At 54.4% G+C, this 19,719-nt stretch carries 15 protein-coding genes; 1 reads left to right on the top strand and 14 read right to left on the bottom strand.

The genetic code is table 11. The features are described from left to right. Positions 1-143 precede the first annotated feature (143 nt). The 13 genes from ABC336_RS22215 to ABC336_RS22155 form a co-directional block, all read right to left on the bottom strand. Entirely contained in the window at positions 144-1,427 is a 1,284-nt protein-coding gene (locus ABC336_RS22215) for an ABC transporter substrate-binding protein (RefSeq protein ID WP_413240717.1), read from the bottom strand. Positions 1,428-1,440: 13 nt separating this feature from the next. Next, entirely contained in the window at positions 1,441-3,042 is a 1,602-nt protein-coding gene (locus ABC336_RS22210) for a response regulator (protein WP_413240716.1), read from the bottom strand. Then, entirely contained in the window at positions 3,030-4,856 is a 1,827-nt protein-coding gene (locus ABC336_RS22205; protein ID WP_413240715.1) for a cache domain-containing sensor histidine kinase, read from the bottom strand. The genes ABC336_RS22210 and ABC336_RS22205 overlap by 13 nt, the downstream gene beginning before the upstream one ends. Positions 4,857-5,028: 172 nt before the next feature. Then, positions 5,029-5,859: a carbohydrate ABC transporter permease gene (locus ABC336_RS22200; RefSeq protein WP_413240714.1), complete on the bottom strand. Its 831-nt coding sequence runs from the start codon at positions 5,857-5,859 to the stop codon at positions 5,029-5,031. A gap of 13 nt (positions 5,860-5,872) precedes the next feature. Beyond that, positions 5,873-6,784 (bottom strand): carbohydrate ABC transporter permease, encoded by a 912-nt coding sequence (locus ABC336_RS22195; protein WP_413240713.1) that lies wholly within the window; start codon positions 6,782-6,784, stop codon positions 5,873-5,875. Positions 6,785-6,876: 92 nt separating this feature from the next. After that, complete coding sequence (locus ABC336_RS22190; RefSeq protein ID WP_413240712.1) at positions 6,877-8,190, bottom strand: ABC transporter substrate-binding protein; 1,314 nt, start codon at positions 8,188-8,190, stop codon at positions 6,877-6,879. 255 nt (positions 8,191-8,445) lie between these two features. Continuing rightward, positions 8,446-9,939 carry an ABC transporter substrate-binding protein gene (locus ABC336_RS22185; protein ID WP_413240711.1) on the bottom strand — a complete coding sequence of 498 codons (1,494 nt, stop codon included), beginning with the start codon at positions 9,937-9,939 and terminating at the stop codon, positions 8,446-8,448. 273 nt (positions 9,940-10,212) lie between these two features. Further along, the gene (locus tag ABC336_RS22180) at positions 10,213-11,106 is read right to left on the bottom strand and encodes a carbohydrate ABC transporter permease (RefSeq protein ID WP_413240710.1); all 894 of its coding nucleotides are present in this window, start codon (positions 11,104-11,106) and stop codon (positions 10,213-10,215) included. Between the two features lies 1 nt (position 11,107). After that, complete coding sequence (locus ABC336_RS22175; protein WP_413240709.1) at positions 11,108-12,061, bottom strand: ABC transporter permease; 954 nt, start codon at positions 12,059-12,061, stop codon at positions 11,108-11,110. Positions 12,062-12,074: 13 nt separating this feature from the next. Beyond that, positions 12,075-13,367: a Gfo/Idh/MocA family protein gene (locus ABC336_RS22170; RefSeq protein ID WP_413240708.1), complete on the bottom strand. Its 1,293-nt coding sequence runs from the start codon at positions 13,365-13,367 to the stop codon at positions 12,075-12,077. Next, on the bottom strand, positions 13,364-14,506 hold the full coding sequence (locus ABC336_RS22165; RefSeq protein ID WP_413240707.1) for a DUF4832 domain-containing protein: 1,143 nt from the start codon (positions 14,504-14,506) through the stop codon (positions 13,364-13,366). The genes ABC336_RS22170 and ABC336_RS22165 overlap by 4 nt, the downstream gene beginning before the upstream one ends. Next, a complete protein-coding gene (locus ABC336_RS22160) occupies positions 14,503-15,804 on the bottom strand; it encodes an acyltransferase domain-containing protein (RefSeq protein ID WP_413240706.1) in 1,302 nt (433 codons plus the stop codon). Before ABC336_RS22160 ends, ABC336_RS22165 begins: the two co-directional genes overlap by 4 nt. Beyond that, complete coding sequence (locus tag ABC336_RS22155; RefSeq protein WP_413240705.1) at positions 15,785-17,143, bottom strand: DUF4832 domain-containing protein; 1,359 nt, start codon at positions 17,141-17,143, stop codon at positions 15,785-15,787. Before ABC336_RS22155 ends, ABC336_RS22160 begins: the two co-directional genes overlap by 20 nt. Positions 17,144-17,559: 416 nt before the next feature. On the opposite strand from ABC336_RS22155, the gene ABC336_RS22150 reads away from it, so the two are divergent. Continuing rightward, positions 17,560-18,582, top strand: coding sequence for a LacI family DNA-binding transcriptional regulator (locus ABC336_RS22150; protein ID WP_413240704.1), 1,023 nt, complete (start codon positions 17,560-17,562; stop codon positions 18,580-18,582). A gap of 93 nt (positions 18,583-18,675) precedes the next feature. Here ABC336_RS22150 and ABC336_RS22145 read toward each other — a convergent pair whose 3' ends face one another. Continuing rightward, positions 18,676-19,587 (bottom strand): AraC family transcriptional regulator, encoded by a 912-nt coding sequence (locus ABC336_RS22145; protein WP_413240703.1) that lies wholly within the window; start codon positions 19,585-19,587, stop codon positions 18,676-18,678. Positions 19,588-19,719: the final 132 nt, after the last annotated feature.

The following is a 19,719-nucleotide window of genomic DNA, read 5'->3' as shown; positions in this document are numbered from 1 at the left end:
TCTTGAATCATAGCCTCTGGTTGAGGTTGAATTCCGGGAACCAAGGCGACTCAACGCTTTCTGAAAGAAAGCGACATCGGAAGCATATGCTAAGCTTCTCCAGGACAATTCCGCCCCACTTCCGGCACTTTTTCACCAATCTTTTAGTCCTTCTCCCGGGCATCGTCGACCGCCTGCTGGATCATCGCCAACGCCTCTTCCAGTTCCGCGCCTAACAGATACTGATTCACCCCCTCCAGGATTTTAACTTGAAGGCTCTCTGTAGATACCGTATGAGGCCAGAAGATCATCGCACCCTCACGCGTCACCACCGCTGCGATCTTCTCGATAATGGGGTGATCCGCTTCGTATCCCTTGACCGAGGGCACGGCCAGCGCGCCGCGTGCGAGCTTCTCCTGATTGATCCGGCCATTCATAAAAGCTACGAACTGCTTTGCTTCTTCCGGATAGGCCGTGCTTGAGTTGATCACCCGGTAGGTGCCGATGTTAATATTGGGGATCGCCTTCTCATCGCCCGGCACGATCATGAAGCCGATATCAAGCTCCGGATTGCGTTCCATGATGCTGGGGATGTCCCATGTCCCGGCTGCGATCATAGCCGCCCGGCCCTTGCCGATCAGATCCTTGGACTGCTCATGCTTCAGGCTGACCCAGTTGTCCGGCACATACCCCTCTGTGACCAACTGCTTCGTCTTCTCCATGGCCTCGACAAAAAGCGGATGGGACACTTGTACCTTCCCCGCCTCCAGCATTGCCGTCCAAGCCGAGTCAGCCCCGTTGCTGGTCAGGATAGAGCCGAAGATGAATTGAGGCACCCACCATTCAGAATCAAGCGCGATGGGAATCGCACCTGACTCCCGCAACGTCTCGCAAACATGCAGGAGCTCCTCCCACGTCTGAGGCACGGAGAGTCCAAGCTCCTCGAACATGGTCTTGTTATAGATCAACCCATCGCTGTGCATCACCTCCGGCACCCCGTAGACCCTGCCGTCGATCGTCACCGGATCAAGTGACGAAGGGAGGAAATCCATTAAAAAGGCAGAGCTCGTCAAGTCGAGATAGACCTGATCGCCAAGCCTCAAAAACTCGGCAAACAAGCTGGGGGACCACGTGTCGAACACATCCAGCTTTTCTCCGCCAAGCAATCTTGCCTTTATCCCCGCCGTATAGTAAGCATTCTGAATAAAATCGGTTTCGATCTTGATCTCGGGATGCTGCGCTTCAAAATCCTCTATCGCTTTATAGTACGTTCTGCCCGCTTGTGCCATATCAAGCAGATAGCTGGAGTAGCGCAAGGTCACTACAGGCCTGTCCGTTACCGGAGACTGGTCTCTTGGGCCGTTTATATAATCGTCATAGGGGACGCATGAGGCCAACAAGCAGACAGCGACGAATACAAACCAAAGACCTGCAGCACGTATGATCATGCTTCTTCTCTCCTCATCCACGGTACTCCTCCGGACTGACACCCACTACTTTTTTGAAAATTCGGCTGAAGTAGGAATAGTTATGATATCCGACCTTTTCCGCTACTTCATAGACCTTCCACTGCTTATCTTCCAACAAGAGCTTGGCCTTGTTGATGCGAATCCCAATCAAGTAACTGACAAAGTTCATCCCCATCTCCTGTTTGAAGATTCTGCTCAGATAGGACGGGTTGACATTGATCTCTTTGGCCACACTTTGCAAGGAGATGTCTGCGTTGTAATAACGGTCCATGATGCGGACCGCCAAGCTCCCATACGTCTGCTGTTCATGGCTTCGGGACTCGCTCTCGAATATGGCAAGAACATAATCCAGTACAAGCGTATGGATCTCTTCCCAAGTGCCCTCCTTAAGAATCGTGTCATACAATGATCGGTCATCCGTGGGCAACTGCGAACGGGCAGCAGGGTAATACGTATTGGCGTTCTCTATGAACGTCATATAGATACTGCGAATTTGTTCCTCACTGGCTTGCTCCCGCTCAAGAATGGAATGGACATTGTCGAGAAATACACGCAGTTGATGACTATTCTTACTCTCGATGACCGTCTGAAAATCATGCTCCGGTCTTCGACTAAGTCTCATCCTTCGGTCCGTCTGATCCGGATAGCGGCCCTGATCCTCATAGAATAACACCTTCCCGGCGCCGGCGTAGAACCGCTGATTGAGGGCAAAGACGGCCTCCTGATAGGCTAGCCTGATATACCGGTACCCTTGTACCGTCGTACTGACCCCAATAGTCATTTGCAAATTCATAAAATCTCTCAAGGAGTGGATCATTTTGCAGCAAAGCTTCTCGATGTCCGTTCGCGACGTCGGGACCGGTCCGGGAATCGTGTTAAGCATTAGCAGATACTCAGACGAGCTCTCGACGACAATCTCGCGGTTCCAGCGATTCGGGATGATTTCCTCCAGTACATTGACAATAGAGAAGCGCAGCAGCTTCTCGTCTTGTTCCACATATTTTTTCTTTATCTCTTCGAAGCGCTCGACCTTCAGCTTGACCATGAACCACGGCCCGGGAAGCAGTCTGATATGCAGCTGCCCCCTTTTTGCGATCATATCCTGCTCCGATTTCAACCCGCTGATGACTTCCTTGAGCAATCCTTCCTTCAAATAGGTCAAGCTTTGTCTGTAGTACGTCTCCGGCAGCAGCTCCCGCTCCCTGTCCTGCTTGCGATGAGCGAATAGCTCCTTGATCTGGCTAAGCAGCTGCACTAGGCTGTCCGGCTTGATCTCGCATTTGATCAAATAATCGGACGCCCCCAGCTGCATCGCCTCCTTGACATACCGGAATTCGTCGAAATTGCTTACAATAACATATTTGCATTCCGGCATCAGTCGCCTGGCTTGTCTGATCAGCTCGATGCCATCCATCGTCGGCATCCTGACATCCGTAATAATGAGATCCGGGGAGACTTTGGCGGCAACCTCCAGCGCTTCTTTGCCGTTGGAGGCCTCCCCGGCGAGCTGGAAACCATGATCTTCCCATTGGATCATCGACCGCAGTCCGATTCGCATCAGGAGCTCATCGTCGACAATTATCAGCTTGAGCATGCCACATTGTCCCTCCGTTCCTCGCGGTTTGGCATTGTTACCGTAAAGATCGACCCTGCCCCCTGGATACTGCTGAACGTAATCCCGTACGCTTCACCAAAATAAAGCTGCACGCGGCGATGAACATTTTGCACGCCGATGCCAAAATGCTGCATGCTTCGACTGGCCAGACTGTGCCGCAAAGATGACATCGTCTCGGGGTCCATGCCAAGACCGTTATCCTGGACTGCCATCTTGAGGCTGCCGCCGTCCCTGCCGATCCTAACGACGATGAGGCCGTCCTCCTCCGACTCGCCAAGGCCATGAAATATAGCGTTTTCAACTAATGGCTGCAGGATGAGCTTGGGGACGCAGCAGTCGAGCAAGCCGTCTTCGACTTCGCATTCCACCTGGATTCGATTGTAATACCTGATATTCTGAATCGTCATATAGTTGCGGATGTTCTCCAATTCCTCGCGTACTGTCACCATAGCCCCTTCATGTCTGGTGGCATAGCGCAATAATGAGATTAGCGCTTCCGTCATTTCGACAATTTTATCTGCACGCTGCATGGAAGCAATCCACTTGATCGAGCCCAGCGTGTTGTACAGAAAATGCGGATTGATCTGCGACTGCAATGACTTGATCTCGGCCGCCGCTTTCTCCCCTTCTTCATGCTGTATCCGTTCTACCAGCTGTTTTAATTCGGAAGACATATGCTTGAAGCGGCTGGATAGCAGACCGATTTCATCGCGGGAGCTGACGACAGGTAAGTCGTCGAACTGCCCCATCTCCACTTGCGTCATATTGCGCATCAAGCTCCGGATCGGGCGCGTAATCACATTCGAAGAATAAAAAAAGAGAACGACGGAGAAGACGAGCATCAAGGATGCGAGAATGATCACGTTCTGTCGGAGAATATCGCCTTCAGCGGACACCTCATGCAGCGGCAGGTAAAAATAGGCTGTCCACGGAAAACTGCTGAAGGCGCTCTTGGCCACGATATAATCGCTATCGCCCGAACGAACAATGCCCCGCTCCTCGATCTGATGCTGGTTGCTCGTATCGATCGGAAGAATGTGCCCGGCGAATGGCAATCCGATCAAGGATGAATCGGCATGGTAAATGATGTCATAGTGCTCATCCACGATCGCAAACCTCGAACGCAGCCCTTCTTGATGGAGATCATGAACGATGTTCATGACGTCAGCATCGATACTCACGACCATGACGCCGATGAGCTTGCCATTATGAATGTCGAAAATTTTACGCGCCTGCAGCACCGCCAGGTGATCCTCTGTCCGCACCTGGGGATCCGGTCCTGTGCTCAGCAAGGTAACTTTGTTGTCAGACTGGAGGAAATGCTCGAACCACGCCTCGGATACGGCGCTGTAGTTGTAATCAATCGGGTGATGAGAGCTGATGTAGATATCCTTGCCGCCATTGAGGTTATAAATATAAATCGAAAACACGCGGTCCTTCATCAGGATGTAATTCATCAGCATCCGGTAGACGATGCTTTCATTGAGCTCCCCGTCATCCCGGAGATAATCCTGGATCGGATAATCCTCATGCGAGGAAGCCGATACGTAACTGTTCATCCCGTAACTGGCCACAAGCGAGAGCGTCTCGATCTCTCGCAGAAAAGCCCCGATGCGTGTTGTCGTTTGGCTCGCAATATCCAGCAGCAGATCGGCATACTTGCGCTCCAGCAGACTTTGAGACGTGTGGTATGAGTTGAGGGTCATAGTAAATAGAGGGATTAGAATACCGCATAAAAAGATAAGGATGAGCTTCGCCCTGATGCTGATAAAGCCAATTTTACGCATCGTCATCACGATCCCCGTCTGTTTTAAGGATCTTTCAAGGCTATTTTGTACGAGGGTCAAAACGCTGTCAATAAAGGTAAATTATTAAATTCTCGCCAGTGCCCAGAGACGCAGTGAATGCCGTCGTATTGTCGAAATATCGCTGGATCGCTACGGAGTCGTTCACTGCATCTGGAGGTTACAGTTTCCCCCCTGAGGTCGCTATGCCCTCGACAAACTGCTTTTGGAACACAAGATAGACAAGCAGCATCGGCCAAAAAGCTAATACCGAAGCAGCCATCAGCTCAGGGTAATGCACCGAGAATGCACTTTGAATCTTCGCAAGCGCCGAGGCCAGCGTGGCCGCTTCCGTCCTTGTATTGATAATCATGGGCCACATCATGTCCTTGTATGCGAACAGGGCAGTGAAGATCCCGAGGGCGACCAGCCCTGACTTGGTCAATGGCAGCATCACACGCACAAAGGTCTGACCGATATTGCAGCCGTCCAGCTTCGCTGCCTCTTCCAGCTCTCGGGGCAGATTCAAAAAAAATTGTCGTAACAAAAACGTGCCGAAGGCGCTCACTAGCCCTGGAAACACGAGTGCAAAAATCGTGTTGCGCATCCCGAGCGCGTCAACCATCAAATATTGCGGAATGATAAAAATCTGGGTCGGCACCATCATCTGGAACAGAACCAAGCCAAAGAGGAAGTCTCTCCCGGGAAACCGCAGCCGGGCAAACGCATAAGCGGCCATCGCGCTAAACAGCAATGAACACACAATGCGGAAGAACATCATGGCAAAGGTATTGACATAAAAAGCAAAAAAATGATTATGTTCGATAACACGAGCATAATTCGTCCAATGCCAGGCGGTCGGAAAAAAAATAAACGGATTCAACGATGTGGATTCGGCAACGGTTTTGAACGACGTCAGCACCATCCACAGCAAAGGAATAATCATAAGACTGGCCCCTGTCGCCAAAAAAAGATAGGCCGCTGCCCTTGCAGCTTTACCGCGCAACCCCATGTCATCACATCTCCTACCTATAGTGGACCCACTTCTTCTCAGCTTTAAGCTGAAAATAAGTGAAAATCATAATCATGGCCAGTAAAAGAACAATAATCGAAGAGCCATATCCTTTATCCATATACTTGAAGGAATTGTTATAAAACAGATAGACCAGGGAAACCGTTCGTTCATACGCAGGGTTCGTCACATCGATCATCATGTAGATCACATCGAAAACTTGCATGGATTGAATAATCGTCGTCACAAACACGAAAAACAGCGTCGGCGTCACAAGCGGTATTGTTACAATAAAAAACTGTTGCAGCTTGCTTGCGCCGTCAATATCCGACGCTTCATAATAATCGCGGGGGATTTCTTGCAGGCTCGCAAGCAGCAGCACCATGTTGTAGCCGAAGATGCTCCAGATGCCAATGATCGAGATGGCGATTAACGCGACCTGGGGATCGGTCGTCCATTTCACGGGATCAAGCCCGGCCTGGACAAGCCCGTAATTGATCAATCCGAATTGTGGATTATACAGCCACCGCCATACCATCGTTACAGCTGCCGGCGCCGCGATCATGGGAATGAAATAAATCGTACGGAATAATGATTTCCCCTTCACCTTGCCATTCAATAACACGGCTATTATGATAGCCAGCGCAACACTGACAGGCACGACCATCAGGGTATACGCTATTGTATTGACTACCGCGTGCCACACCTGCGCATCCCCAAACATCCGCACATAGTTATCGACACCGACGAACACATTGCCTTTGCCGAAATCCCCGCTCTTAAACAGACTCAGATAAATGGTCTGGAAGATCGGAATGATGTTGAGGATCAAAAGACCGATGATCGTCGGCGCTACCATGAACCAACCCCACAGCCACATGTTGAGCTTGCTTCGGGATATCGCGTTCAAGTTCAATCGTTTCATCTCGCTCGCTCCTACTAAATGACGGCAACCCGCCAGAGATGGTTACCGTCATTCGATTCTCAAGGACCATCCTGAACAGTCAATAGCAAACGCTATTCGCCTGCCAGTGTCTCATTCATTGCCTCTGCCGCATTCCTCGCGGCTTCCTCGACGGATAAGGCCCCCGTAAAGGCCGGCTTCAAGGCTTCATATGCCCGATCTTCCCAGACAATGGTTGTATTCGAATACGGACGAATGACACCGTAGCTCACCATATCCACAAAGGCCTTGACATTATACGTTTTATTGGAGGAGATCCATAAGTCCGACGTGCCTTCATAGGCGGAGATCGCGATGCCCAGCTCAGCGTGCCGCTCTTGCCCCGCTTTGGAGCCGAGATATTCCACGAAGGTCCAGGCTTCCTCGGGATGCTCCGTATTGTGCGCGATCGCATGGGACAGTCCATTGTAGATCGAAGCTTGCTGCGCTTGCTGCGGCAATACGGCTACATCGAAATGCTGGGTCATAAACTCATTTGAGGTAAAGCCCGACAAATTCCAGGATCCGAACAACCCCATGGCGACAAGGCCGTTTTGCAGCGCTTCCGCACGCTCGGCATCGCCATAGATCTCTGGAGAAAGCCCGTCGCGAACAAATTTCACATAGAACTCCAAAGCCTCGATCGTTTTGGGATCGTCATAACCGGATTTTTTGTCTTCTGTGATGATGCTTCCCCCGTTCTGATACACGAAATTATAATAGCCCTCCTGATTATGAAGCGGGCTCAAGAAGCCATACACGCCATCCTTTGTCAATACTTTGGCGGCATCGTACAGCTCTTGCCAAGTCCATGTCTCATCGGGGTAGGTCAGGCCCGCCTCGTCAAACAACGTTTTGTTGTACCACAGACCGATCGTGTCGAAGTCCTTGGGTACGCCATATTGATTGCCCTGATGGTTATAAATTTGCACAATGCCTTCAGGGAATTTGGAGAGATCCACCTCGGCGCTTGAAGCGATCTGATCATTCAGGTTCATCAGCATGCCATTGGAAGCGTAGCGATAAATCTCGTTGGAATGCATCCAAAACACATCGGGCAGCGAACCGCCTGTCGCACCGGCTTCCAGCATCGTCCAATAATCCGACCAGCCGACGACTTCGATATTGATCTTGATGCCGGGATGAGCCGCTTCAAATTCATCCGCCATGATCTGCAGCCCTCTTGCCTGGTTGGCATCCCAAACGGCGTAGCGAATCGAGACATCCTTTCGAGGCTGCTCCGGCTCGTCTTTTTTCTCATTCTGCGAGCTACCCTCCACATGGTTGGACTCGCTGACAGGCGCCGCCGTTTCATTTGTCGCACAAGCCGTCAATGCTGCCATGCCAAGAACAACGATTAGGATTAACAGCACCTTCTTGATCTTCATCCTGCAAAAACCTCCCTCTACCAAGTTTTGAGCTCATTTATTATGGTAGAGCATGCGGACGTCACAGAAAATTAACGCGTTTTACAACTCATGTCCCTTTCTTTACTACCTTGCTATCCCCCAGCTCCCCTGCCGCGATATGTCGGCACTTCTTTTACTTTAGTCCATCTTTTTTTTACTACTTCGTCTCGGTGGTCCCGTACAAAAAAAGCTGACGCCGCCAGTCAGGCGGACATCAGCTTATGCATGAGGGTATTATTTACTCGCCAGAAACTCTTCCAGTTGCCGCTGCACTTCGGCCACATACTCATCGATACCGGCCTTCTTCAGCTTCTCGATCGCCTTCGGGTATCCGGTCTCGAAGTCGACGAAGCCGGAGCGGACGGCAGCCATATCCTTGCCTGCCACTTCCCGCAGCTGGGTTTCGATGCCTCTTACATGCTCATTGTTGAAACGGAAGCCAAGCGCATCGGAGATCAGGGCGTCCTCGTCCCAGCTCATATAGTTGTCGATCGCCGCCTGATCGACCTCCGGCGCGAATAGCTGATAATGCTGGTTCCTGAACATCCACTCATAGAAAAATTCGCTTGCCGTCAGCTTGTTGATGCGGCCATCTGCGATCTCGTAATCCTGGCCCTCCACACCGTACAGCGCGAACAGGTAGTTGTCTTCGGACTGGTACAGCCAGTTGATGAACTTCATCGCGCCTTCCGGATTGGGAGCCGTCATCGGGATCGCCAGCACTTCGCCGCCTGTCGAGGTGATGTAGCGCGGTTTCTCCGACGCGAGCAGGTAAGACTTCAGCTCGGCATCCGGCGCATTGGCCTTGACTGCGCTGCTGATCTCCATTTCTTTGCCCAGTGAGCCTTCGACCCATAGATACAGACCGGTCTGCATCCGCGAATCCCGCTCATTGTACTTGATCGTCAGATCCTCGGAATACAAGCCTGCGTCGTACATGCTGCGATTGAACTTCGCCATGTCCTGGAACGCCTGCGATTCAAAATAGCTGTAAGCGTGCTTGCTCTCTTCCCCGAACACCACAAGATCCTCCGCCGCGATCCAATTGAACTGCTCTTCCGCAAAGTAACGGGTCAGCGGCTTGAAGATAATATCAGCAGGCCCTTTAAGCTCAGGGAATTGCTCGGCCGCCTTCGACGCGAAGGTCTTAAGATCCTCCGCCGTCTTCAGATCCGTCATCCCGACTTGTTCCAGGATGTCCTGACGGACCGTGACCAGCTGGTACATCGCCGAGGACGGTGCATAAGCAGATGGGATGCCATACGTCTGGCCATCGATAACCGCACCCTGCAGCTGTTCCTCCGGCAGCACCTTCAGCATATCCTGGCCGAGCTCCTGGATCAGATCGTCCAGCGGTCTGGCCTGCTTCTTGTTGACGATGGCCGCCAGGTCCGGCAGACCGTCCCAGTACAGGTCGATCGGCTCGTTGGCCGCGAGCATGATGTCCTTCTGTTCCCAATACTGGGCCCATGGCACGAACACCAGCTCCACTTTTAGCCCTAGATCGCTCGCCATCCGCTCCGCAAACTCGTTGTCCAGGAATTCGGACATCCGGTCATTCTCCTCCCCCGGATAGAGGATCGTCATCGTCTCCAGCTTGCCCGGTGTCCCGGATGAACCTCCCTCGCCGCTTGCCCCGCTGCCTCCATTATTGCCGCTGCAGCCGCCGATGATCATCGCCGCTGCGAGCACCCCTGCTGCCATCTTCCACGCGCTACCCTTACTCATCGTTATCCTCCCCTTCTTCTTTCCTGGTATCTATACATAAAGCCTATAAAAGATTGGTGAAAAAGTGCCGGAGATGTGTGGATCGATTCTGTAGAAGCGAAGCCTATGCTTCCGATGTCGCTTTCTTTCAGAAAGCGTTGACTCGCCTTGGTTCCCGGAATTCAACCTCAACCAGAGGTTATGATTCAAGAATTCTGGGAACCACAGCGATCGGAAGAACGATCCACTACCCAAAGGCCCTCTTTTTCACCACGCTTATTAGGCTGAATACCGCTATTCCTTGAGCGCTCCTGTCATAATCCCCTGCACGAAGTACTTCTGGATGAAGGGGTATAAGAAGATAATCGGACCGATGGTAATGACCGTAACCGCCATCTTGACCGTCTCTGCCGGAAGCGTGATCGCGCCTGCCGCGCCGGAGGGAATCCGCCCTGAGCTGATCGCATTGACATTGGATAAGATGTTGTACAGGTAGTACTGAAGCGGAAACAAGTCACGGTCGGTGATGAAAATAAGCGCATGCCACCAGTCATTCCAATACTGCAAGGCATACATCAAGCCTACGGTCAGCAGCGGCGTCTTGCTGAGCGGCATCGCGATCCGCCAGAAGATCCGGAAATGACCGGCGCCGTCAATCTCAGCCGCTTCGTACAGAGAAGGGGAGATCGCTGACATGTAGGTGCGCAGCAGGAACATGTTCCAGACATTGAAGATGGATGGCAGGATCAAAGCCAGCAGACTGTTCTTCAATCCGTAGTAATTGACGCTGACCATATACCAGGGAATCAGACCGGCTGAGAAGATGATCGTAAAATTGCTGATGAACGCCAGGGTGTTGCGGTATCTGAGCTTGCGGATCGAGATCGCGAAGGCCATCATGCTGGTAATCAGCAACGCCCCCATCGTTCCCAGCGCCGTCACCAGAATCGTCACGCCGTAGGATCTCAAAATGCGCGAACCGCTGTTTGCAAAGATATAGGTATAGGTATCCAAGCTGAAGGCCTGCGGAATAATCGAATAGCCGTTACGTGCAACCTCTCTCTCCGAAGAAAAGGATACGCTGACTGTCATGAGCAGCGGGTACAAACAGGCGACTGCAAAGAGGGCAATCCCCAGATATGCCAGAGCCGTCACCAGCTTGTCGCTCGTCCATCCGTTCTTGGTCATGTCAGAACAATCCCTCTCCGTCGTTTATTTTCTTCGCGGTCTGATTGGCCAGGATGACCAGGATAAGACCCATCACAGACTGGAACAATCCGATGGCCGTGGCGTAGGAGAAGCCCAATGTCCGCATCGACTGGTATACATACGTATCGATAACCGAGACTTCATCGATCAGGACCGGGTTGTTGCCGACGATCCCGTACACCATGCCGAAGTCGCCATAGAAGATCCGCCCTACGCTCATCAGCGTCAGGATGATGATCGTCGGCTTCAGCATCGGCAGCGTCAGGTACAGGATACGCTGGAGCTTGGTGGCGCCGTCCACCTTGGCCGACTCATACAGACTGCCGTCAAAGTTAGCCATCGCCGCCAGGTAAATGATCGAGCTGTAGCCGCTCCATTTCCACACGCTGGCCAGGATGATGATGGGCTTCCAATATTGGGGCTCCGAGTACCAGCGGATCGGGTCCATGCCCAGCATCTCCATGATGCGGTTGGCGACCCCGACATCCGTCGAGAAGATCCCGTATACGATCGCACCGACGACGACCCAGGAGATGAAGTAAGGGAAGAACATCATACTCTGTGTCAGCTTCTTGAAAGCGACGCTGCGCACCTCATGCAGCAGAATCGCCAACGAGACGGGCACAAGAATGCCGAGTATAATACCCCAGAAGTTGATGAACAGCGTGTTATACGTCACCTTCCAGCCCATGCCGCCCGTATCGAAGAAAAATTTGAAGTTGTCAAATCCCACAAAGGCACTGCCGAAAATCCCGTCGACCACATTAAAATCCGTGAATGCCATCCAGATGCCGGCAAACGGAATGTAGCTGAATGCCAGCAGCATCAGCAGCGCGGGCACACTCATCAGATACAGGGTCCGGTGACGCTTTAATTCATAGAACATGCCCCGCCTGGCTCGCGCTTCCTCGCGGACCGGCGATTCTTCAACCATCGGCTCCATCTCCTCACGCCCTCTCCATGATCGGATGCGCGGCTGCCGCCAGATCTCTGCGCAGCTCCTCCTTCAAACGGTCCATATCCATCGTCTCGCCGGTGACACGCGCCCGTTCGGCGGCGTAAGCCATCAGATGACTCTCGACCGAGCGATCGATGGAGGAGAGGCTTGCCCCGGCCGAGTCCCGGCTGCCCAGGATGGCAAGGAAATCTTTCATCAGACCGGCATCGCCGCCGTTATGCCCTCCTGTGACTGCGGCGGGACGAATAAGCCGCTGCTCTACACGGTCCGCCGCGTTGGAAGAGAAACGGGTGACCTCGATCAGATTCTGGCTGTCATCGCCGCGGATCTCTCCGTGCTCGCACATAATCTTGATCGTGCGGTACATCTTGTTGGTGAAGCCGCTGAGGTTGAAGGTGACGGTCACACCGTTCTTGAACTCAATCAGCGAGACCTGATTGTCGCAGACATCGTTGTCGCAGCGGTAGACGCAGCGTCCGTACGGGCTCGTCTCCAGCGCCTGCAGCAGCCCCTCTTCGGACTGGTCAGGCGAGACAACGGTAGCCGGCCACTGCCCACGGATCGGCAGATAGGCCTTGACCGCGTCGAACCGGCATGACGCCGCCGCCGGGCAGCCCAGACAGCGGTCGCTGCTGCCTTCCGGGGCGTTCTCTTCCTTGAAGTACGTCAGTCCGCCATAGGAGGAGATCCGTTTGGCTTCGCTGTCCACCAGCCAGGCTAGAATGTCCATATCATGGCAGGACTTCTGCATGACGAGCGGACTCGCGAGATCCTGCCTGCGCCAGTTGCCCCTGACGAAGGAATGCGCCATGTGGTAGTTTCCGATGTTCTCGTCATGCTGGATCGTGATGATCCGGCCGAGCTCCCCGCTCTCGATGATACGCTTGATCTCGGCAAAAAAGTTCGTGTAACGAAGGACATGGCAGACGATAACGCGGCAGCCGGTTTCGTAGGCCCGCCGCTGGATATCCAGCGTCTCCTGCGGACTGGGAGAGATCGGCTTCTCCAGCAGAATATCGTAACCCAGGTCCAGCGCCGCCATAGCTTGCGAGTAATGGTCTCTGTCCATCGACGAGATGATGACGGCGTCGCACATCTTGCCCAGCCGGTAGAAGTCCTCTACGGCAGCAAACTGCATCTCCGCAGGAATCGCATAGGCGGCGGCTGCCGCTTGGCGTCTCTTCGTGTCCGGCTCGATTACGGCGACGATCGCCGCTTGCGGATGAGCATAATCGGCATAGATCGTGCCTCGCTGTCCCGCTCCAATCAGTGCTAGATTCAATGTGTTTCCCCCTTGATGTCTTGTGGTGATGCCGTGCGCCGGATGATCTCTTCCGCCGTCGGGACCTGCGGATCTTCGAGCGGATAGTAGCCCTCCGGATAGTAGGAATCCCAGATGCCCGCCAGCTGATCCTCGCCATCCTCGACGATGATCGTACCGGCATCATAGTACCCGTCTGCTGCTTGGCCCTCGACAGACAGCGAGATGCCGCATCCGTCGCCGGAGAAGAGGCCAACGCTCAACCGGTAGGACCCTGTCGCCAGGGGCGGCAAAGCGAGCAGTTCGTTGTGCACGATGTCGCCGGTGAACCAGCGCTGAGGATCAGCAGCCAGCGTCAGCTCGCAGTCCTTGCCTTCCCTGCTAAGCTTCAGCTTCAGCTGACAAGGCTGGTAGAGGCCAGCCGTGCCAGTGTTGACCAGCCATAGCCTGGCAGGCAGCGTACCGCCGCTGACTACCCGCTCTGGAAAGGTGAGCCTTCGCAGCTCCAGCCGGCTGCCCAGACCGAGCGGCAGATTGGCTAGCGCGGCATGCCAGCGCCTGGCGTCCCGTTCAAGCGCCGGCGAGCAGCCGTCGTCCGCTGCGTCCAGCACCACCGGCCGGCGCTTCCAGACATGATGCAGTCGGGACCGGGCCATCGCCTCGCAGCAGTCCAGACGACTAGCCTCGCTGCACCGGATGAGCAGACCGAAGGGCTGGTCGAGGCCCTGCAGATGCCGGATCAGCTCCGGCTTGCGGATGTCCGCCAGGATCGGTACGGCAGCAAAGGCATCGGCGTAGGCATCCCACACCTCCCTGTCGTCATCAAGCGACAGGATCACCACGCCAGCCAATGGTTCTCTGCCATCGACCGCACTTGCCACCTTACGGATGAGCGAGGCGTATCCTGCGGCAGCATCACTGCTCGCCCAGGCCGGCTGCTCCGGAGATAGTCTCAGGATCGGCCGGGCGGCTCGCCGGATCGCCTCCAGCATCGCATCCAGCCGATACCGCCCCCGCTCCGGCTCCAGCTCGCGCCAGGACCAGGTCAGGAAATCGGCTCGCCCCCGCCCCAGATCCGCCGCCGTCTGCGGGATGACCCGCGGCCGTACGGTCACGGTCCGGTACTGCTCGTAGCTGTCTAGCGAAAAGCTGCAGTTCATCCTGGCGTCCCCTCCTTGAAGCGGATCCCGGCCGCCGCCCTGAAGCCGGCGATATCCTCGGGAACGAGATACGGCATCTCGCCGATCCGCTCCACCTCTTCCTTCAGCACGAACATGCTGGTCGTATGGAATGAGCCGCCGTCCTGCATATAAGCGACAGCCGCCTTCTGAAGCGACGTCTTGGGCCGGGCAGCCATCGCGTCAGCCTGCCGGTCTCCGAATACTTCCAGACGAAGCATGGCATCTCCGGCGCCGATCGGATAATTGTAAAATTGCCGTTGGACCTGGACGATATTGCTATTCGCCTCATCCAGGATGAGCGAGAGCCTCGGGTCGTAGAGCCAGCTCTCGCTCCAGAAACCGCGCACGGGCAGCTCGGGATAATATGAGGCATAGAAGTCCAGCGCCATCGTCATCGAGCGCTTCACCCGCTCCGGCGTATACCCGGGACCGGATGGGATATGCAGCGCCAGCAGGATGTCGCCCTGCTGAAGCGCCGGCATCCACTCTCGCTTGGCCAGAGTAGAGGGCCAAGCTTCCACCAGCCCCGCCGGATTGATCCGGTGAGCGGTGATCTGCTCCGCGTCCTCATCCCAGCTCGATACAAAAGCGCCCGTCTCATCGGATATGCCGTTCACACCGTCAAACTGGCCGTCACGGCGGAATCGCTCGCCCGCGTGACGCAGGGCAATCGCCCGCCCCGTCTCTCTGCTGCGGTAGACCGTCAGCGTATCCTCGAAACGATGAGGGATAAAGTAAAAGCGGTCGAACAAAAAGATCGCGCAGGTATAAAAATTCATCATCCAAGGAAAATCCGACACCGCAAAGTCCTGAGCGCGTTCCAGCTTATCCAGCTGAGGCTTCAAAAACTGGTAAGGGATCTCGCTGTAAAAAGCTTCGGGAATGCCTCGCCGCTGCAGACGCGTTATCGAAGGCTCGATGCAGGCCAGCAGTACCAGGAAGGAGTAGCGGTCCGCATATTCCCCTAGACAGGCTGGCGTCAAATGGGTATAAAACGTCTCCTCGCATCTCTCGCGCACTGTGCACATATCCCAGATGAGAAAATCCGTGAATACGCGCAGCACGCCATCCTGCTCAATGGCGCAGATAGCCTCCGCGATCAGCCGCTGCACGGCAGGCGATACTTCATACCGCTCATACACGGCGGCCAGAAAGCTCGGCGAGATAAGATGCTCGCGCTGCGATGGTTGGTATGCGTTATACTTGGGCTCCAGCCCATCCGGCAGCGAGTCGAATCTGCAGTGGGCCACACAAGTCTCAAAATCCAGGTTGGTCATCGGCCAGATCGCCTCCAATTCGTATCGTCCCCATGGGGTAGTAGCCGTCCTCGTCCCCTTCGATCGCCAACATGACATTGCCGATCTCATCCACACCTGTGACGATGCCCACCTCCAGGCGGTAGTTATCCTCCGGCAGATCGGCAGGCACCTGCAGCCGCTCCTCCCACCAGATATCCTGTTCCGGCAGCCACGAACGCGGGTCTTCCTTACAGATGAAGCTGTGCTCTGCCATCTTGCCGACCAGTCTGACAACGAGCGGGTAGCGATTGTACATAGGTGCTACCCCTACGTTGACCCATAATCCGCTCACCTCCAGCCAACCGCCTGGCGCAACCTCGGCTGTGCAGCTGAACTTCCGGAGCTCGAAACGGTACCCCATCCGCCGCAGCCAGTCTTCGACCTGGCTGCGCCAGATCTCCGGAACAACGGCACCTTTATTATTGAAGGAAGAGATATGCCATCTGAGGGACTCTGCGATGATGTAATCGATGTCCCAGCCTTGCACGTACCAGTCATTCATGTGCCAGCAGGCTTCGAATACGATCGGCCCCCGCTTCCAGGCCTCGGACATCCCGAAGTTCTGGATATTCTGCGGGTAGAAGTCCGTCATATGCGACCACCGCTCCCCGTGAAAGCCGCCCATATCGCCAAGGCAGTCTACGCGGAAGCCGATCTTGGCCCGGCGCTCCGTCAGGAGGCCTACCGAGACCGGATCATGGAGCAGCGCCTGCAACGGCGTCTTCTTGAATCCACCCAGGTAAGCGTCCAGGATCCGGGTAATCGCTGTCCGGTCCATGAACTCGGTACCGCCTCCCTCGCCCCAGGCGCCTACGATCGCGACGTCGACGGAGCTGATCACCGGATGCCCGTCATACCTTGCGGCAAAGGCCTGGATGAAGGCAGACCAGTACTCCGCATAAGGCGTCGTGTTGGGATCTACCCGCCAGAACGGAAACGGCGGCCGCTCCGGATAGGCTTCCCGGAACCACGCGGGGATATCGTCGTCCTGCTGCAACGCATAGGGCGAGCAGCGGATGATCATGGTGCAGCCCAGCGCCCGCGCTGCAGCCAGCTTCTCATCGATGAGCTCCCAGCGGTAGCGGTGCCGCTCGGGCTCGACATCCTTCCAGCGGATGCTGGCAAAGCTGACTTTGGCATCCGGGTGGTTGAACGTGGCACTCTCGGACGTAAATTTGTACTTCACATGCTCCACATTCAAGTTGTCGTAGATACGATCCGGCGAACCCATCAGGTTCGGGGCTGCCGTAAAACCGATGCCAGGGTTTTCGATTACCCTGTCATGGGTGACGGGGTAGACGGTAAATGATTTGCCCATGACCTTACGCTTCCTCTCCAAAGCTTTCATCCATGTCAAATTTAACGAAATAAAATTGTTTTGTTTAGTAAACTTATTGATGCCATTATAACATGTTGGCCAGATCTTTCAAGAGTTAATTTTCTTAATTCTTGAAGTATGCGTTATCATTTTTGTTTTTGTGTGAGATAATGCTACATAAAGGGTCTTTTTTTCAAAGAAAATCGAGAAATGAGCATGATGCCCCCTGAATAACTCGATTTTCATGTCAGATATTACACATCACTTGTTTCGTTACTTTAACGTAACAAAAACACTGAAATGATTGCTTTTGTTTTTTAACGAAAGTAAATCCCTGTGTTTCGTAAACCAGCTTTGTCGTGGTAAAATAAGAACCATCGATTCCATGTCCAATCGCAAAAGGAGAATTGCCGTCTATGAGCACGATACGTGATGTTGCCCGTTTGGCCGGCGTGTCTACCGCAACCGTCTCGCGAGTGGTAAACAACGACGTTACTTATAAAATTACGGAAGAGACGCGAGCCAAGGTATGGCAGGCCGTCACACACTTGAATTACAAAATCAACGCCAACGCGAGACGGCAGACGACCGTCAAAGAGGCGCCGGTCAGCAAGACGCCTGTCAAGATCGGCTGCGTCATCAGCGTTACCAAAGATAAATACAATGACCCTTATTTCATGTCGATTCTCTCAGGCGCAGAGGAAAGGTTAATCAGCGAAGGCTGCGATATCGCATTTGTGCGGACAGGTCATGAGCTGGAGGATAAGAAGATTCTTTTCAATACTTTTAGCGAGCCGATCAATGGGCTCATCCTGATGGAGACGCCGGAGAAGGAAAGCTATGAATATATCCGCAAGCAAGTGCCGCATATCGTAGGGATCGACACCCCGCTCTGGGATATCGATAACGTAGGCTACGACCACTACCATGTCGCAACTACGGCGGTTGAACATCTGATCGCTCAAGGGCATAAGAAGATCGGTTTTATCGGCGGCAGCGGGATGGGAGGCAATATCAAGGACAGTCGCCGGTACCGGGGATTTCATGGCACGATGCACGCGGCAGGCTTGCCGGTGCGCGAGGATTGGGTTATCGACTGCATGTGGGACGAAGCGTTATGTATCGAGCAGATCAACCTGCTGTGTCAGGGAGGCGATTATCCGACAGCCTTCTTCGCGGCCAGCGACCTGATGGCGATGGCGACGTTGAGCGCGCTGTATCATAACGGCATCGCCGTCCCTGAGAAAGTCGCCGTGATCGGTCTGTCCAACATCGAGATGTCGAGGTTTGCCAGCCCGCCGCTCTCTACTGTCCATATCCCGACCAAGGAGATCGGCATGGCTGCAGTGGATCTGTTGTTCGACCGGATCAACGGCAATGGTATCCTCCCTCGCAAAGTGCTGCTGCCAACCGAGCTGATCGTTCGGAGTTCAACTTAAGTCGGCGCAATCGGCATCATAACCGAGCTTCGGATCGCAGGATTGGGGCGGGGACGGCAGCGCGCGGTCGGGGTCATCAACCATGTCTGCAGCCTACAAAATCCTCGATAGCTTGCGGTACTCGCGCGGCGAGATCCCTTCGAGCCGCCGGAACAGACGGCTGAAGTAGTGGATATCCGGATAACCCACCGCCTCGCCGATCCGCTCGACCGGCCACTCCGACTCGCGCAGCAGCTTGCGTGCTTCCCGGTGCCGTACGGACTGCACATATACGCTTGGCGGCAAGCCTGCCGCCTGGCGGAATAGCTTGGCTGTATGATCGCGGCTCAGCCCCAGCATCTCCGCCAGCACCTCTCCAGACCAGTCAGCTTGCGGCCGTGCATCGATCTGCGCCATCAGCTCGGTCAGCCGGACGCTGTGCTCGGATGTCCGCTGCAGTTGGTCGCTCATGGCCATACGCAACAGCTGCACCAGGATCTGCTGCATCAGCCCCCTGCAGGCCACTTCATATCCCGGCGCCCGCATGGTGAACTCATGCACCAGCTGCTCCATCAGCTGGACGCAGGGCAGCGGCGGCGTCACCACCGTCATGCCGGAGAATAACGGCAGCCCTTCCGTCCATGGCTCCCGGGCAAACTTCTCCTCTTGCACCTCCTCCTCCCGCACAACCATATCCGCCTCTGTCTGGATCTCCAGCTCATCGAAGAAATCAAAATGAATCCCCATGAAGCCGGCACCCGGCAGCGACACAACTTCATTCTGGTGATAGACGCCTGAAGGCAGGAAGATCAGCTGCCCTGCCTCCAGCCGGTACCGCTCGCCATACATCGTCGTGGCCGCTTCGCCCTGGCTGACATACAGGAGCTCAAAATCATACAGCCGCCTTCGTTCCAGCACGCCTGCCGGCATGCGTTGGAACTGCGCGTAATGGATGCTGGGACGCCAATCCCGCTGCTCGGCCTTGCGGCGAAGCGGATAGACGCCCTCTCGCTCTGTCACTGCCATCCCTCCTGGATCACGGATTAGTCCAACTATTCGCTTATCCCGCTAAATAAATCCCCGCTTAAAGTCTTTATAATTAAAGTTATCTTAACCTATAACCATACCCCACACAAGCAACTGATATGGTCAAATTAA

The sequence above is a fragment of the Paenibacillus jepli genome (assembly GCF_047238105.1).
In the GTDB taxonomy this organism is placed as follows: Bacteria; Bacillota; Bacilli; order Paenibacillales; family Paenibacillaceae; genus Paenibacillus_D.
This window is presented reverse-complemented; position numbering and strand designations above follow the sequence as displayed.

Coding starts and splice junctions, on each gene's coding strand:
- ABC336_RS22150 (WP_413240704.1), top strand. CDS start 17,560: ATGAGCACGATACGTGATGTTGCCCGTTTGGCCGGCGTGTCTACCGCA.
- ABC336_RS22190 (WP_413240712.1), bottom strand. CDS start 8,190: ATGAAGATCAAGAAGGTGCTGTTAATCCTAATCGTTGTTCTTGGCATG.
- ABC336_RS22145 (WP_413240703.1), bottom strand. CDS start 19,587: ATGGCAGTGACAGAGCGAGAGGGCGTCTATCCGCTTCGCCGCAAGGCC.
- ABC336_RS22215 (WP_413240717.1), bottom strand. CDS start 1,427: ATGATCATACGTGCTGCAGGTCTTTGGTTTGTATTCGTCGCTGTCTGC.
- ABC336_RS22155 (WP_413240705.1), bottom strand. CDS start 17,143: ATGGGCAAATCATTTACCGTCTACCCCGTCACCCATGACAGGGTAATC.
- ABC336_RS22205 (WP_413240715.1), bottom strand. CDS start 4,856: ATGACGATGCGTAAAATTGGCTTTATCAGCATCAGGGCGAAGCTCATC.
- ABC336_RS22160 (WP_413240706.1), bottom strand. CDS start 15,804: ATGACCAACCTGGATTTTGAGACTTGTGTGGCCCACTGCAGATTCGAC.
- ABC336_RS22210 (WP_413240716.1), bottom strand. CDS start 3,042: ATGCTCAAGCTGATAATTGTCGACGATGAGCTCCTGATGCGAATCGGA.
- ABC336_RS22195 (WP_413240713.1), bottom strand. CDS start 6,784: ATGAAACGATTGAACTTGAACGCGATATCCCGAAGCAAGCTCAACATG.
- ABC336_RS22175 (WP_413240709.1), bottom strand. CDS start 12,061: ATGGTTGAAGAATCGCCGGTCCGCGAGGAAGCGCGAGCCAGGCGGGGC.
- ABC336_RS22180 (WP_413240710.1), bottom strand. CDS start 11,106: ATGACCAAGAACGGATGGACGAGCGACAAGCTGGTGACGGCTCTGGCA.
- ABC336_RS22200 (WP_413240714.1), bottom strand. CDS start 5,859: ATGGGGTTGCGCGGTAAAGCTGCAAGGGCAGCGGCCTATCTTTTTTTG.
- ABC336_RS22165 (WP_413240707.1), bottom strand. CDS start 14,506: ATGAACTGCAGCTTTTCGCTAGACAGCTACGAGCAGTACCGGACCGTG.
- ABC336_RS22185 (WP_413240711.1), bottom strand. CDS start 9,939: ATGAGTAAGGGTAGCGCGTGGAAGATGGCAGCAGGGGTGCTCGCAGCG.